This window comes from Pseudomonas sp. Irchel s3h17 (assembly GCF_900187505.1).
Lineage (GTDB): Bacteria > Pseudomonadota > Gammaproteobacteria > Pseudomonadales > Pseudomonadaceae > Aquipseudomonas.
This window is the reverse complement of the sequence record NZ_FYDL01000003.1, coordinates 163,878-179,220: the sequence shown is the minus strand read 5'-3', so window position 1 is coordinate 179,220 and position 15,343 is coordinate 163,878. Positions and strand designations below refer to the sequence as shown.

The 15,343-nt window shown below is 62.3% G+C and carries 16 protein-coding genes; 13 read left to right on the top strand and 3 right to left on the bottom strand.

The window, feature by feature from the left end; genetic code table 11:
- The first annotated feature begins 5 nt into the window (after positions 1 to 5).
- Positions 6 to 3,356, top strand: a complete 3,351-nt coding sequence (gene mscK, locus CKW25_RS04940; protein ID WP_095078076.1) for a mechanosensitive channel MscK — start codon at positions 6 to 8, stop codon at positions 3,354 to 3,356.
- 48 nt (positions 3,357 to 3,404) lie between these two features.
- On the top strand, positions 3,405 to 4,868 hold the full coding sequence (selO, locus tag CKW25_RS04935; protein ID WP_095078075.1) for a protein adenylyltransferase SelO: 1,464 nt from the start codon (positions 3,405 to 3,407) through the stop codon (positions 4,866 to 4,868).
- Between the two features lie 6 nt (positions 4,869 to 4,874).
- Here selO and CKW25_RS04930 read toward each other — a convergent pair whose 3' ends face one another.
- Together CKW25_RS04930 and CKW25_RS04925 are read right to left on the bottom strand one after the other, a co-directional pair.
- On the bottom strand, positions 4,875 to 5,276 hold the full coding sequence (locus CKW25_RS04930; protein ID WP_095078074.1) for a type II toxin-antitoxin system HigA family antitoxin: 402 nt from the start codon (positions 5,274 to 5,276) through the stop codon (positions 4,875 to 4,877).
- Entirely contained in the window at positions 5,273 to 5,569 is a 297-nt protein-coding gene (locus CKW25_RS04925; protein WP_095078073.1) for a type II toxin-antitoxin system HigB family toxin, read from the bottom strand. Before CKW25_RS04925 ends, CKW25_RS04930 begins: the two co-directional genes overlap by 4 nt.
- Before the next feature lie 288 nt (positions 5,570 to 5,857).
- On the opposite strand from CKW25_RS04925, the gene trxC reads away from it, so the two are divergent.
- The gene (gene trxC, locus CKW25_RS04920) at positions 5,858 to 6,292 is read left to right on the top strand and encodes a thioredoxin TrxC (RefSeq protein WP_095078072.1); all 435 of its coding nucleotides are present in this window, start codon (positions 5,858 to 5,860) and stop codon (positions 6,290 to 6,292) included.
- Positions 6,293 to 6,302: 10 nt separating this feature from the next.
- Here the strand turns inward: trxC and CKW25_RS04915 are convergent, their stop codons facing one another.
- Positions 6,303 to 7,073, bottom strand: coding sequence for a ParA family protein (locus CKW25_RS04915; protein ID WP_095078071.1), 771 nt, complete (start codon positions 7,071 to 7,073; stop codon positions 6,303 to 6,305).
- A 356-nt stretch (positions 7,074 to 7,429) separates the two neighbouring features.
- On the opposite strand from CKW25_RS04915, the gene CKW25_RS04910 reads away from it, so the two are divergent.
- Genes CKW25_RS04910 through CKW25_RS04865 form a run of 10 tightly spaced genes read left to right on the top strand, consistent with a single transcriptional unit; the run spans position 7,430 to position 15,271 of the window.
- Positions 7,430 to 8,149: a beta-ketoacyl synthase chain length factor gene (locus CKW25_RS04910; RefSeq protein WP_095078070.1), complete on the top strand. Its 720-nt coding sequence runs from the start codon at positions 7,430 to 7,432 to the stop codon at positions 8,147 to 8,149.
- Positions 8,125 to 8,934: a 1-acyl-sn-glycerol-3-phosphate acyltransferase gene (locus tag CKW25_RS04905; RefSeq protein ID WP_095078069.1), complete on the top strand. Its 810-nt coding sequence runs from the start codon at positions 8,125 to 8,127 to the stop codon at positions 8,932 to 8,934. The genes CKW25_RS04910 and CKW25_RS04905 overlap by 25 nt, the downstream gene beginning before the upstream one ends.
- Positions 8,915 to 9,175, top strand: coding sequence for a phosphopantetheine-binding protein (locus CKW25_RS04900; protein ID WP_095078068.1), 261 nt, complete (start codon positions 8,915 to 8,917; stop codon positions 9,173 to 9,175). The genes CKW25_RS04905 and CKW25_RS04900 overlap by 20 nt, the downstream gene beginning before the upstream one ends.
- A gap of 9 nt (positions 9,176 to 9,184) precedes the next feature.
- Positions 9,185 to 9,439, top strand: coding sequence for an acyl carrier protein (locus tag CKW25_RS04895; protein WP_095078067.1), 255 nt, complete (start codon positions 9,185 to 9,187; stop codon positions 9,437 to 9,439).
- A complete protein-coding gene (locus CKW25_RS04890) occupies positions 9,436 to 9,981 on the top strand; it encodes a hypothetical protein (RefSeq protein WP_095078066.1) in 546 nt (181 codons plus the stop codon). Before CKW25_RS04895 ends, CKW25_RS04890 begins: the two co-directional genes overlap by 4 nt.
- A complete protein-coding gene (locus CKW25_RS04885) occupies positions 9,978 to 11,657 on the top strand; it encodes an acyl-CoA synthetase family protein (protein WP_095078065.1) in 1,680 nt (559 codons plus the stop codon). The genes CKW25_RS04890 and CKW25_RS04885 overlap by 4 nt, the downstream gene beginning before the upstream one ends.
- Positions 11,650 to 12,384, top strand: coding sequence for a glycosyltransferase family 2 protein (locus CKW25_RS04880; RefSeq protein WP_095078064.1), 735 nt, complete (start codon positions 11,650 to 11,652; stop codon positions 12,382 to 12,384). Before CKW25_RS04885 ends, CKW25_RS04880 begins: the two co-directional genes overlap by 8 nt.
- Positions 12,381 to 13,328, top strand: coding sequence for a glycosyl transferase (locus CKW25_RS04875; RefSeq protein ID WP_095078063.1), 948 nt, complete (start codon positions 12,381 to 12,383; stop codon positions 13,326 to 13,328). The genes CKW25_RS04880 and CKW25_RS04875 overlap by 4 nt, the downstream gene beginning before the upstream one ends.
- Entirely contained in the window at positions 13,309 to 14,853 is a 1,545-nt protein-coding gene (gene hutH / locus CKW25_RS04870; RefSeq protein WP_095078062.1) for a histidine ammonia-lyase, read from the top strand. Before CKW25_RS04875 ends, hutH begins: the two co-directional genes overlap by 20 nt.
- The gene (locus CKW25_RS04865; protein WP_095078061.1) at positions 14,846 to 15,271 is read left to right on the top strand and encodes a thioesterase family protein; all 426 of its coding nucleotides are present in this window, start codon (positions 14,846 to 14,848) and stop codon (positions 15,269 to 15,271) included. The genes hutH and CKW25_RS04865 overlap by 8 nt, the downstream gene beginning before the upstream one ends.
- Positions 15,272 to 15,343: the final 72 nt, after the last annotated feature.

The following is a 15,343-nucleotide window of genomic DNA, read 5'->3' as shown; positions in this document are numbered from 1 at the left end:
TCTTTATGCCAACCCTGCGCACATTCATAGCTATCGCCCTGCTGGGGCTGAGTCTCTCCGTCGGCACCCTGCAGGCGGCCGAACCACCGTCCGCCGAGGCCGTGCAAAGGAGCCTCGACAAGATTGCCGAACGCAAACTGCCCGAGGCGGATCAAAAGGCCCTGCAATTAGTGTTGCAACAGACGCTGATCCAGTTGTCCAGCCAGGCCGATTACGAGAAGCGCCTGAGCGACCTCAAGCTGCAGCTGAGTACCGCCCCCAAGCAAAACATCGAGAACCAGCGCGAGCTGGAACGCCTCAAGGCCACCAAGGTGGTGCCGGTCGCCCAGCGCTACGCCAATCTGAGCGTGTCGCAGCTCGAGCAGATGCTCACCGAGCGCAGCACCCAGCAAAGCGATCTGCAAAAGGCCCTGGCCGAGGCCAACAGCCTGATCATCACTGCGCAAACCCGCCCCGAGCGCGCCCAGGCCGAGATCAGCAGCAGCCAGACCCGCATCCTGCAAATCAACAACATCCTCAAGGCGGGCAAGGACAACGGCAAGGCGCTCTCCAGCGAGCAGCGCGACCAGCTCAATGCCGAACTCGCCGCGTTGAACGCGCTGATTCCGTTACGCCGCCAGGAACTGGCCGGCAACAGCCAGCTGCAAGACCTGGGCAATACTCAGCGCGACCTGTTGATGGAACGCACCGCGCGCATGGAGCAAGAGATCCAGGACCTGCAAAACCTGATCAACCAGAAGCGCCTGGCCCAGTCTCAAGAGACCGTCACCCAGCAGTCCATCGAAGCCCAGAAAGCCGGGGGCAGTAGCTTGCTCGCCGCTGAAAGCGCGGCCAACCTGAAGCTCTCGGACTACCTGCTCAAAAGCACCGACCGCCTCAACGAGCTGACCCAGCAAAACCTGCAGACCAAGCTGCTACTCGACAGCGTGACCCAAAGCGACGCCGCGCTGGATGAACAGATCAGCGTGCTCAAGGGCAGCCTGCTGCTGTCCAAGATTCTCTACAAGCAGAAGCAAAGCTTGCCGCGCCTGCGGGTCGACCGCGACCTGGCCGACCAGATTGCCGACATTCGCCTGTATCAGTTCGAGGTCAATCAACAACGCGAGCTGATCGGCAATCCCGTCGCCTATGTGAGTAACCTGCTGGCCGCTCAACCGGCCGATCAGGTCACCCCGCAACTGCGCAAGAACCTGCTGGAACTGGCCGTCACCCGCGCCGACCTGCTGGAGCGCCTGAACCGTGAGCTGAGCTCACTGCTCAACGAATCCATCACCCTGCAACTCAACCAGAAGCAACTGCTCACCACGGCCCAGGATCTGCGCGCGACGCTCGATGAACAGATGTTCTGGATCCCCAGCAACAAGCCACTGGACCTGGAATGGATGCGCAGCGTACCGGCTCGCCTGGAGAAACAGATCAACACCCTGCCATGGACCTCAAGCCTGAGCGAGTTGAGTGACGGCCTGATCCAGCGACCGCTGCTGTTCACCCCGCTGGCATTGCTGATCGGTTTTCTGGTGTGGCGCCGTAAATACCTGTATGCCCGATTGAACAAGGTTCACCAGGACATCGGCCACTTCAAGCGTGACAGCCAATGGCACACGCCACAGGCGATCATGATCAACGTGTTGCTGGCGATGCCGGTTGCCCTGGGCCTGGCACTGTGCGGCCTGGCCTTGCAGATTGACGCGCGCGGGCAGAACGCCAACCTCGGGGCCGCCCTGCTGCAAGTCGCCCAGGCGTGGCTGGTGTTCTACACCGCCTACCGGATCCTTGCACCGGGCGGTGTGGCGGAGCTGCATTTCCGCTGGGAACGACCGCAGGTGGAGTTCCTGCGGCGCTGGATCCGTCGTCTCGGAATGGTGGTGTTCGCGCTGGTGGCCGTGGTGGCTGTTGCCGAGTTGCAACCGGCCGCGCTCGCCGATGACGTGCTCGGCATCGCCGTCGTCCTGACCTGCTACGCCTTGATGGCCTGGCTGCTCAGCCGCCTGCTGCTCAACAGCCCGACCCACAACAACGCCTCGCTGTTCCGCAAGGCCGTCGGAGTGATGTTCACGGTGCTGCCGGTCGCCCTGTTCATTGCCGTGTGTTTTGGCTACTTCTATACCGCCCTGAAACTCAGTGACCGACTGATCAACACCCTTTACCTGCTGATGTTCTGGCTGGTCATCGAAGCCACCTTCGTGCGCGGCCTGGCGGTTGCGGCACGGCGCCTGGCCTACCAGCGCGCACTGACCAAGCGCCAGGCGGCGAAAGAAGCCGGTGACGGCGATGCGGTGGTCGAAGAGCCGACGCTGGACATCGAGAAGGTCAACGAACAATCCCTGCGCCTGATCCGCCTGGCCCTGCTCGGCGGCTTCATCGCCGCGCTGTACTGGGTCTGGGCCGACCTGATCACGGTGTTCTCGTACCTGGACAACATCACCCTCTACGAGTACACCAGCGGCACCGGCGCCAACATGAGCATGATCCCGATCAGCATCGGCGACATGCTCGGCGCACTGATCATCATCGGCATTACCATGGCCCTGGCGCGCAACCTGCCGGGGCTGTTGGAAGTCCTGGTGCTGTCCAAGCTCAACCTGGCCCAGGGCAGCGCCTACGCCACGACCACCTTGCTGACCTATGTGATCGCGGGCATCGGCTTTGTCACGACCCTGTCTACCCTTGGCGTGAGCTGGGACAAGTTGCAATGGCTGGTGGCAGCGCTCTCGGTCGGCCTGGGTTTCGGCATGCAGGAAATCTTCGCCAACTTCATTTCCGGGATCATGATTCTGTTCGAGCGCCCGGTACGGATCGGCGACACCATCACCATCGGCAACCTGTCAGGCACGGTGAGCAAGATCCGTATCCGCGCCACGACCATTACCGACTTCGACCGCAAGGACATCATTGTCCCGAACAAGACCTTCATCACCGGGCAATTGATCAACTGGTCCCTGACCGACACCGTCACCCGCGTGACGCTCAAGCTCGGGGTCGACTATGGTTCCGACCTGGACCTGGTCAAGGATCTGCTGCTCAAGGCCGCCCGCGAAAACCCGCGCGTGCTCAAGGAACCCGAGCCACACGTGTACTTCCTGAACTTCGGCGAAAGCACCCTGGACCACGAACTGCGCGTGCACGTGCGTGACCTCGGCGACCGCAACCCGGTGCTCGACGAGATCAACCGCTTCATCAACCGCGAGTTCAAGAAGCAGCACATCAACATCTCGTTCCGGCAGATGGAGGTCTACCTCAAGAACCTTCACGGCCAGGAGTACAAGATGGTGCCGATCGAGCCGGAGGCCAAGACCATCGTTCCCGTGAACGACCTCACTGCCGGGCAAAAGCCGCCGGTGTCCAAGCTCGACTAACGAACCAATCCCCAGCAGAATGCTCGGACATTCTGCTGGAGATGGCCGTTGAAAGCCCTCGACGAACTGACCTTCGATAACCGCTTCGCCCGCCTGGGCGACGCGCTCTCAACCCATGTGCTGCCCGAGCCCATTGCCGAGCCGTGCCTGGTCGTGGCCAGCCCGGCGGCCATGGCGCTGCTCGACCTCGACCCGGCCGTTGCCGAGACACCGGTGTTCGCCGAACTGTTCAGCGGCCACAAGCTGTGGGCAGAAGCCGAGCCCCGGGCGATGGTCTACTCCGGGCATCAGTTCGGTGTCTACAACCCGCAACTGGGTGACGGTCGCGGACTGCTGCTGGGCGAGGTCTACAACGAAGCGGGCGAGCACTGGGACTTGCACCTCAAGGGCGCCGGGCAAACACCCTACTCGCGCATGGGCGATGGTCGCGCCGTTCTGCGCTCCTCGATTCGCGAGTTCCTCGCCTCCGAGGCCCTGCAGGCCCTGGGCATCCCGACCACGCGCGCCCTGTGCGTGATCGGCTCCAGCACCCCCGTCTGGCGTGAAAAGCAGGAACGGGCAGCGATGCTCCTGCGCCTGTCGCCAAGCCATGTGCGCTTCGGGCACTTCGAATACTTCTACTACACCAAACGGCCCGAACAGCAGAAGGCACTGGGCGAGCACGTCCTGGCGATGCACTTCCCCGAGTGCCTGGAACAACCGGAACCGTACCTGGCGATGTTCCGTGAAATCGTCGAGCGCAATGCCGAGCTGATCGCCAAATGGCAGGCCTATGGTTTCTGTCACGGGGTCATGAATACCGACAACATGTCGATCCTGGGCATCACCTTCGACTTCGGCCCGTTTGCCTTCCTCGATGACTTCGATGCCCACTTCATCTGCAACCACTCCGATGACCAGGGCCGCTATTCGTTCAGCAATCAGGTACCGATCGGCCAGTGGAACCTCAGCGCCCTGGCCCAGGCCCTGACTCCGTTCATCAGTGTCGAGGCCCTGCGCGAAACCCTCGGCCTGTATTTTCCGTTGTATCAGGCTCACTACCTGGACCTGATGCGCCGCCGGCTCGGCTTGACCACTGGCGAAGACGATGACCAGACACTGGTCGAGAACCTGCTGCAATTGATGCAGAACGCAGGCGTCGACTACAGCCTGTTCTTCCGCCGCCTGGGCGATCATGCCCCCGAGCTGGCGGTCACCCGGCTGCGTGATGACTTCGTCGACATCAAGGGCTTCGATGCCTGGGCCGAACGCTACTGCGCGCGCGCCGCCCGTGACGGCGATAACGATCAAGCCCGGCGTCGCATGCGCATGCACGCGGTCAACCCGCTCTACATCCTGCGTAACTACCTGGCACAAAAGGCCATCGACGCGGCAGAAAGCGGTGACTATGCAGAGGTTCGCCGCTTGCACGCCGTACTGAGTGATCCATTCACCGAGCAGCCGGGAATGGAGCGTTACGCCGAACGTCCTCCCGAGTGGGGCAAGCACCTGGAGATCAGTTGCTCATCGTGAAGCGGCTCAGATAAAGGTCTCGACCGATACACCAAAGCGCTCGGCCAGCCAGCGGATCTGCCGCAGGTTGAGCTGGCGCTTGCCACTGAGAATTTCCGAGACCACCGACTGCGCGCCCACGCCTGGCAGGTCGCTTTGAGTCAAACCGTGCTCGCGCATCATGTAGCGCAGCACATCCACGCCACTGGCCACCGGCATCGGCCGGTGCTGTTGGTCGTAAGCCTCGATCCAGTCACTGAGGATATCCACCAGGCTCATGAGCGGGCTGGATTCGTCTTCACCGATCAACTCCAGCAACTCATCCAGCGCTTTCACCAGCCCATCGTAATCCGCTTCATCTTTCGGCTTGCGCAGCAGGGGCGATACAAAGTGCCAGTGCTCGGCTGCTTGCTTGATCAGAACGCTCATCGACGATCCTCCTTCCATTTTCCCTTGTCATAGTCGCGATGATCCAGGATCTGCTTGATGTACAACCGTTGCGCCTTGTAGTGCACGACGGCAATCAGGCGCAGCTTGTTGCCACCGATATCGAACACATGCAGCGCGCCTACTTTGTCGGTGGCCGGAAACTGGGTTTTCATTGCCGCGAAATCATGCGGGCTGTTGCGCTTGATCTGTCGATACCATTGATCCAGCGCACTGGCTGAGCGCGGCCATTGCTCCTTGGCCTCCCAGATGCGTTTTTCGGTCATTACACGCATGCAACTTCCTTATCGCATCTTGCTATTGAGGCTAATCATTGCCGATAGTTATCGCAACTTGCTATACATCAAGCCCGACCAGCGGCGCGATCTGCAGAGACTCATTACTGGCGTGATTCAGCGTAGAACGGGGGATGTCGGGGGCATTTGAATGTGTGTGAGTCGCTGTGACAACAGTCTCCTTAAGCCGCATCAATCGCAGGTTCAGGGTTCGACACACCGAGGCACCTTGATAATCCACGGCAGCGGCTCCAGATTGGTTTGATTGCCCATGCCCCGGAGCCTTCCATGTCTGCCCCTCTTCTCATCCCCTGCCCCCACTGCAACGGCCTCAACCGTATTCCCGGTGAGCGCCTGGGCGATAAACCCAAGTGTGGCCGATGCAAGGCGCCCGTCTTGTTGAGCAAGTCCTTTGAATTGAGGCAGGGTGATTACGCCAGCCAGATCAAAGGCGATCTACCCTTGCTGGTGGATGTATGGGCGGACTGGTGCGGGCCCTGCCAGTCGTTTGCGCCGGTATTCGAGCAGGCTGCCGGGCAGTTGGTGGGCAAGTGTCGACTGGCCAAGCTCGATAGCGAGGCCAATCAGTCGCTGTCAGCGCAATTGGGGATCCGTTCGATCCCCAGTCTGATTCTGTTCAAGAATGGCCGGGAAGTGGCGCGCCAGAGCGGCGCCTTCCCGTTGGCGCAGTTGATGGACTGGTTGCGCGGCCAGGGAATCTGACGACACCCTGTCAGGCACGCTCCAGCAGGTCGTGCAGGTCGACGAATTGCTGGGTCAGCTTGTGCCGGGGGTCGAGATGAATCAACGGCATGTTCGCCTGATGGGATTCGCGCATCCGCACGGAACTGCCCAGATACACCGGCAGCACCGGCAAACCTTCGGCAATCAGCTCGTCGAGCATCTGCTGCGGCAGGCTGGCGCGGGCCTGGAACTGGTTGACCACAATGCCTTCGACCTGCAGCGCCTCGTTGTGGTCTTCCTTCAACTCTTCGATTTCCGCCAGCAGGCCATACAGGGCCTGGCGGGAGAAACTGTCGCAGTCGAATGGAATCAGCACGCGATCGGCAGCGATCAAGGCTGAAACCGCGTAGAAATTCAGCGCGGGTGGCGTATCGAGGTAGATCCGGTCGTAGTCTTCGGACAATTCGTCGAGCAGTTTGCGCAGCTTGTTGATCTTGTGCTTGGCCTCAAGCTTGGGCTGCAGGTCAGCCAGCTCGGCGGTGGCGGTCACAACATGCAGGTTGTCGAACGGGGTTTCGTAGATGTCGACCCGGTTTTTCTTTGAAAACGGCCCGGATGACAGGGTCTGCTTGAAGAAATCGGCGATGCCCATGGGAATATCGTTGCCGGTCAGCCCTGTCAGGTACTGAGTGGAGTTGGCCTGGGCATCGAGATCCACCAGCAGGGTGCGATAGCCCTCGCTGGCGCTGACCGCGGCCAGATTACAGGCAATACTGGATTTGCCCACGCCACCTTTCTGATTGAACACCACGCGCCGCATGTCAAAACCTCCGTGTATCAAAGAATGATCGAGTGTAGTAGCCGATGCCGTCGCTTAGCTACCTCGAAGTCAGGCGGACTGCGCGGTCAGCAGCAATCTCTGCAAAAAACTCACCGACTTCTGATATTAATCAGGGAATCGACTGGCAGACACCGCCGCCAGAAACCGGAAACTGGCAGACGTCCCTCAAATTGAAACGCTCACACCCGCTTGAGCAGAATGTAACCAGCATTTGCTACAAGCCAGTCACACCGGGATAATGCGCGACACTCGGCCGCAGCGCCGTTGCCAGTCAGTCGCAGGTCAAAAACGACTCACCGCGTCTAGGAAGCCCGCAGGGGCGGGATGAACACTCAGTGATCACATTCAACATCGCCCAATGGCGCGCCTGGGCTCCTGGGCTCGAGAGCGTGGACGATTGGCAAGCCTGGAGCCGACACCCGATCGTGCTTCCAGCCAGCGATGTCGCTCCCGATGTGTCCTTCCTGCCTGCCATGCAGCGCCGACGCCTCAGCCGCCTGGCCCGAATGGCCTTCAGCGTCGGCTGGCCACTGGCCGAAGGACGTGAACAGTTGCCGCTGGTCTTTGTTTCCCGCCACGGTGAAACGCCTCGAACCTTCGAAGTCCTCAGCGAGCTGAGCCGCGAACAGCCTTTGTCGCCAACCCAGTTCAGCCTCTCGGTTCATAATGCAATCATTGGCCTGTGGTCGATCATGCGCGGCGAAACCAGTGAGATGACCGCCCTGGCCGCCGCGGGTGACGGCCTGGAACATGGCATGCTGGAGGCCGCGGCGCTGCTGGAAGAAGGCGCGCCTGCCGTGCTGCTGGTCGTCACCGAGGAACAACCGCCAACCGCCTACTCGGCCTGGATTGACGACGTCCCGTTCCCTTACGCGGTCGGCCTGCTGATTACCCCCGGAAATGACTGGCGGTTGTCCCTGAACAGCACCCGGGATTCGTTGTCAAAATCCCAATGGCCCCACCCTCTGAGCCTGTTGCGTACCTTGCTCGGCCAGGATGCCTCTTGCCAACACGCCTGGAAAAATCGTCTATGGACCTGGCAACGCAACCTGTGACCGAAAAAAAACGTGACGCCTACTACTGGCGCCTGCTGGCGACCGCCACCAGCTTTGCCCTGTTCGGGTTCGGCGGGCTGTGCCTGCGGCTGGTTGTTTTCCCGCTGCTGAGCTGCCTGCCCGGTGATGCCCAGGCCCATCGGCAACGGGCACGCCGCACCGTCAGTCGTGTGTTCTGGTTTTTTATCCGGTTCATGGCCCGAACCGGCGTGCTGACCTACGATATCCAAGGTGCGGAACGGCTCGGTCGTCCCGGCCAGATGATCATGGCCAATCACCCGTCGCTGATCGACGTGGTGTTCCTGATCGGGCTGGTGCGCCACGCCAATTGCGTGGTCAAGCAGAGCCTCTGGGAGAACCCCTTCACCCGTGGAGCCCTGCACCGCACCCAATACATCAGCAACGACGGCAGCATGGACATGCTCGACACCGCAGCGGACGCCCTCAAGAGTGGCCAGACACTGATCATATTCCCTGAAGGCACCCGCACCCGACCCGGCCAACCGCCAGCCTTTCATCGGGGGGGCGCGGCAATCGCCTTGCGCGGTGCGAAAATGCTCACCCCGGTGATTATCAAGGTCAGCCCGAGCACCTTGACCAAGGCCGATCCCTGGTATCGGATCCCCAAGCGCCGCGTGCATTTCAGTTTCCGCGTGGGGGCCGATATAGACCCACAGGCCTTCGCCACGACAGGCCCGGCTCCTCAGGCCTCGCGCAAGCTCAACGATTACTTGCATCATTACTATTTGAAGGAGCTCGCCAAAGATGAGCGATCTGAACCGTGAGATAAAACAATTGATCATCGATGCCCTGGGCCTTGAAGACATCGGCGTCGACGACATCGACGACACCCAGACGCTCTTCGGCGAGGGCCTTGGCCTGGACTCGGTGGACGCCCTGGAGCTAGGCCTGGCCATTCAGAAAAAGTACGCCATCAAAATCGACGCCGACGCCAAGGACACCCGCAACCACTTCAGTAATGTGGCGAGCCTTGCGGCGTTCGTCACTGCAAAACAGGCAGCTTGAGACCGGACCATGCAAACTCGTGACGATATTTTCAACACCCTGCGCGATGCCTTGGTCGAACTCTTCGAGCTGGATCCCGCGCGCGTGAGTCTTGAGTCCAACCTGTACCAGGACCTGGAGATCGACAGCATCGATGCCGTCGACCTGATTGACCATATCAAGTGCCAGACCGGCAAGAAAATCGCGGCGGACGAGTTCAAATCGGTACGCACCGTCGGCGATGTGGTCGAAGCGGTCTACCGCCTGGTTCAACCGGCCGCATGAGCCGACTGATCGGCCTTGGTCTTCTGCTGGCGGGCCTGTTGTACCCCTTTGCGGTGTATTACGGCATGGAGCACTTCGCCCCGTGGCAGTTCGGCCTGCTGCTGGGCAGCCTGTGGCTGGCCAGGGCACTGACTGGCCAACGCCGTCCCGGGAGCCTGTGGATGGCGAGCGCGGCCATTGTGTTCTGCCTGCTGCTGGCGGTGTTCGACAGCCCGGGGTTGCTGCGCTGGTATCCCGTGCTGATCAGCGTGCTGATGTTGCTGCTGTTCGGTTTGAGCCTGAAGTACGGCCCGCCGATGGTGGAACGCCTGGCCCGCCTGCGGGAACCGCAGTTGCCTGCGAAAGCGATTCGCTATACCCGACGCGTCACGCTGGCGTGGTGTGTGTTCTTTTTCTGTAACGGCTTGTGCGCAGCGGCCCTGACCCTTTGGGCGCCACTGAGTTGGTGGATGCTGTACACCGGCCTGATCTCCTATGGACTGATTGGTCTGATGTTTGCCATTGAGTGGCTCATACGACAACGGGTACGAGGCCACCCATGAACTGGATAAAACTTGAGCACCTGCTGCTCAAGGCTCAAGCGGAGCGTGGCGTAACGGCCGACCCGACGCTGAACCATGGACAATTGTGCGAGCAGGCCCTGAGCCTGGCGGCCGGACTGCGGGACCAAGGCGTACAGCGCATCGCCGTACACCTTGAAGACGCCGCCGACCTGGCAATTGCATTGCTCGGCGCCTGGCGTGCCGGGGTCAGCGTGCTGCTGCCCGCCGACCTGCACGTTCCGACCCGCCAGCGCTGGGCGAGCGAAGTCGATCTGTGGCTGACCGATCAAGCCGGCGACACACACGTCCGCGATTACCCGCATGCACCACTGGCGGCGGCGGCACTGGACCCGGACCTGTGCCTGCTGAGCCTGTGCACCTCGGGCTCCAGTGGCGAACCCAAGCGCATCGACAAAACCCTGAGGCAACTGGCCAATGAGGTCCAGGCCCTGGAGCACCTGTGGGGTGCCGGGCTGGGCACGGCCTGCATCATTGGCAGTGTCGCCACTCAACACATCTACGGCTTGTTGTTCCGGGTACTGTGGCCCCTGTGCGCGGGGCGCCCCTTCGTGCGCAAGCAACTGGCTTTCCCGGAAGACCTGCAGCGCGCCAGTCGCCAATACCCGGCGTTTGCCTGGGTCGCCAGCCCGGCGCTGCTCAAGCGCATGGGCGACAATCTCGACTGGCCGGCCTTGAGCGCCGTGCGCCAGGTATTTTCCTCAGGCGGTGCGCTGCCTGGCGAAGCCGCACAACGCCTGCACGAGCGTTTACAACAATGGCCGACGGAAATCCTTGGTAGTTCCGAGACCGGTGGCATTGCCTGGCGCCAGGGCCACGAACTCTGGCAGCCCTTTGCGGCCGTGGAACTGAGCCTGGACAGCGACGGGGCGTTGCTCATTGCCTCGCCGTACTTGCCCCAAGGCCATATCGAACACACGGCCGATGCGGCACGTATCGCCGCTGACGGCCGTTTCGAGCTGCTGGGACGGCTGGACCGGATCGTCAAACTGGAAGAGAAACGCATCTCGCTGCCCATGCTCGAACGGGCCTTGATGGACCACCCATGGGTCGCCGAAGCACGCCTGGGGGTGGTTCAGGAGAACCGCGCCTCCCTGGGGGCCGCGCTGGTGCTGAGCGACTCGGGCCTGTACGCCTTGCGCAACCAAGGGCGCCGCAGCCTGACCCAGACGCTGCGCCAACACCTCAGCCAGCATTGCGAAGCCCTGGCCCTGCCACGACGCTGGCGCCTGCTCCGGCAACTGCCGTTGAACCCCCAGGGCAAACTGCCCCAGGCGGAGATCGACGCCCTGTTGCTGGCCCCGCGTCCAAAGACCCCTGAAGTACTGGAGCAGGTTGAAGCCGATGGGCAGTGGAACCTGCAATTGTCGGTACCGCCCGATCTTGCCTACTTCAGCGGCCACTTCCCGCAAGCACCGGTACTGCCTGGCGTGGTGCAGGTGGATTGGGCGCTGAGCCTGGGCCGGCAGTTGATGGACCTGCCGGAGAAGTTTGCCGGCATGGAAGTGCTGAAGTTCCAGCAACTGCTGCGGCCAGGCGATGAAGTCCAGTTGCACCTGCGCTTCGACCCGACGCGCAACAAACTGTACTTCACCTATCGTAATGAAACCGCCACCTGCTCCAGCGGGCGGATCGTGCTCGAGGCTGCAGATGCATAACCCCTGCGCCGTCATCCCGGTCTACAACCACGAAACCGCCATCGGCACCGTGGTTGATGCGCTGCTCGCCTGCCAAGTGCCGTGCATCCTGGTGGATGACGCCAGCAACCCGGCCTGTGCGGCCGTGCTGGATCAGCTGGCACGACGCGACAAGGTGTTCCTGCTCAGGCTCCCGGTCAATCAGGGCAAGGGCGCCGCCGTCATGACCGGCCTGCGCGAGGCCTCCCGCCTGGGGTTCAGCCATGCGTTGCAGGTTGACGCCGATGGCCAGCACGACCTGCAGGATATCCACCGGTTCATCGAACACTCGCGCGCCCATCCCGAAGCGCTGATTTGCGGTTATCCGTTGTACGACGCCAGCGTGCCGAAGGGGCGCCTGTACGCTCGCTACCTGACTCACGTGATGGTCTGGATCAACACACTGTCGTTGCAGATTCGCGACTCCATGTGCGGCTTTCGCGTCTATCCGCTGCCGCCGACCCTGGCGGTGATCGACTCGGCAAGGGTCGGCAAGCGCATGGATTTCGATTCCGACATCCTGGTGCGCCTGGCCTGGCGCAATCAACCCATGCAATGGCTGCAAACCCGGGTGCACTACCCGCTGGACGGCGTTTCGCACTTCAGGATGGTCCACGACAACCTGTTGATTTCCAGCATGCACACCCGGCTGTGCATCGGCATGTTGTTGCATTGGCCGATGATCCTCTGGCGACGGTGGCGAGCATGAGTGACAACATCGACCGCAAGCACTGGGCCGACCGCGAGGAACGCGGCAGCTTCTGGCTGATGAAGTTCACCGCAACCGCCGCCAAAGTGCTGGGGCGACGCCTGTTGAGCCCGCTGCTGTACGGCATTGTGCTGTACTTCTTCCTGTTCGGCCGCAATGCTCGCCAGAGCGCCTGGCACTACCAACAGCGGCTCGCTGACTGGAGCGGTCGCCGCGAATTGCGTCCCAGCCATTGGCGCGTGTTCGGTCAGTTCATGGCCTTCGCCGACTCGATGCTCGACAAGCTCGATGTGTGGAATGGCAAGCTGGGCCTGGAGCAGATCGAAATCATCGACCCGGCACTGCTGCGCAACCAATTGCGCGGCAGCCGGGGGCAGATGATGGTCGGCGCACACCTGGGCAATCTCGAGGTCTGTCGGGCCCTGGCGGAGATCGGCGAAAGAGTCACCATGAACGTGCTGGTGCACACCAAGCACGCCGAACAGTTCAACCGCCTGCTGGGCGAAGCCGGGGCCACCAACCTGCGGCTGATACAGGTCAGCGAGCTGAACCCGCTGATCATGTTGCAGCTCCATGAGCGCCTGGAACGTGGCGAATGGCTGGCGATTGCCGGCGATCGCGTGCCACTGCATGGCGGGCGCCGCGTGACGGTGGACTTCCTCGGCCATCCGGCGGCATTCCCGCAAGGCCCGTGGCTGCTGGCCGGGCTGCTGAAATGTCCGGTCAACCTGCTGCTGTGCCTGAAGAAACCCTCGGGCGGCTATCGACTGACTCTCGAACCGTTCGCCGAAGCCGTGGCCTGGAAACGCGGCGAGCGCGAACAGGTCATTCATCAGTGGGCTTCCCGCTATGCCGAGCGGCTGGGTCACTATTGCCTCGACGCGCCCCAACAATGGTTCAACTTCTACCCTTTCTGGAAAACCGATGACGACGCCCATGCTTGAGCCGGTAACCTTCGGCGAACTTCCTTTGCGCATCGAAGACGTGCTGGCCGTGGCCAACCGCCAGGCCCCCGCGCGACTGCAAGGCGACAGCGATTATCGCGAGCGCATCGCCAAGGGCGCGCGGTTCCTCGACTCGTTGCTGGACAAGGAAGGCGTCATCTACGGCGTGACCACCGGCTACGGCGACTCGTGCGTGGTCGCGGTGCCGCTGCACCACGTCGAAGCCCTGCCCCGTCATCTGTACACCTTCCACGGCTGCGGCCTGGGCCAGTTGCTCGACGCCCAGGCCACCCGCGCCGTGCTCGCGGCGCGCTTGCAGTCGCTGTGCCACGGCGTATCGGGGGTGCGAGTGGAACTGCTGGAGCGCCTGCAAGCGTTCCTGGAACACGACATTCTGCCGCTGATCCCGCAAGAAGGCTCGGTGGGTGCCAGCGGTGACCTGACGCCGTTGTCCTATGTGGCCGCGACCTTGTCCGGCGAGCGCGACGTGCTGTTCAACGGTGAGCGCCGCCCCTCCGCGGACGTGCACCGCGAGCTCGGCTGGGAGCCACTGGTGCTGCGACCCAAGGAAGCCCTGGCGCTGATGAACGGCACCGCGGTGATGACCGGCCTCGCGTGCCTGGCCTACGCCCGCGCCGACTACCTGCTGCAACTGGCCACCCGCATCACGGCGCTGAATGTGGTCGCCCTGCAAGGTAATCCGGAACACTTCGACGAGCGCCTGTTCGCCGCCAAGCCGCACCCGGGGCAGATGCAAGTCGCCGCATGGCTGCGCAAGGACCTGGCGATCGATGCGCCAACCGCACCGCTGCACCGCCTGCAGGATCGCTACTCGCTACGCTGCGCCCCCCATGTGCTTGGCGTGCTGGCTGACAGCCTGAACTGGTTGCGCTCGTTCATCGAAATCGAGCTCAACAGCGCCAACGACAACCCGATCATCGACGCCGAAGCCGAGCGCGTGCTGCACGGCGGGCACTTCTACGGTGGGCACATTGCCTTTGCCATGGACAGCCTGAAAAACCTCGTGGCCAACGTCGCCGACTTGCTCGACCGCCAGCTCGCACTGCTGGTGGACGAACGCTACAACCACGGCCTGCCGAGCAACCTGTCGGGCGCCAGCGCCGAGCGGGCGATGCTCAACCATGGCTTCAAGGCGGTGCAAATCGGCACCAGCGCCTGGACCGCCGAGGCACTGAAAAATACGATGCCAGCCAGCGTGTTTTCGCGCTCCACCGAATGCCACAACCAGGACAAAGTGAGCATGGGCACCATCGCCGCCCGCGACGCGATCCGTGTACTGGAGCTGACCGAGCAAGTCGCCGCCGCCACCTTGCTCGCGGCCAACCAGGGGGTGTGGCTGCGCGCCCAGGCACCCGATGCCCGCCCGTTGCCGCCAGCACTGGCCGCCATGCACGAAGCACTGGCCAAAGACTTCCCGCCGGTCATCGAAGACCGTGCCCTGGAAGGCGAATTGCGCCTTTGCCTGCAACGCATCGCCGCACAACACTGGAGGCTGCATGCGTAGCAAGGGAGTGCTTCACGCCGACACGCAAATCCTCGTGCCGTTCTTCGACGTCGACAGCATGCACGTGGTCTGGCACGGCCACTACGTCAAGTACCTGGAAATGGCCCGCTGCGCCCTGCTCGACAGGCTCGGCCACAACTACAACGCCATGCATGCCTCCGGGTACGCCTGGCCGGTGATCGACCTGCAACTGCGCTATGTGCGCGGCGCCGTGTTCGGCCAGACGCTCAATGTGCGCGCCAGCCTGGTGGAGTGGGAGAACCGGCTGAAGATCAACTACCTGATCAGCGACCTGGCCAGCGGTGAGCGCCTGACCCGCGCCAGCTCCGTGCAGGTCGCGGTGCATATCGCCAGCCGCGAGATGCAACTGGCCTCGCCGAAGGTGCTGATCGACGCGGTTGAAAGGATGCTGCCATGACCCTAAGCAGCCTGGTGGATCGCTACTCTGTGGCGAGGGAGCTTGCTCCCGCTCCGGCGCGTAGCGCCGGCA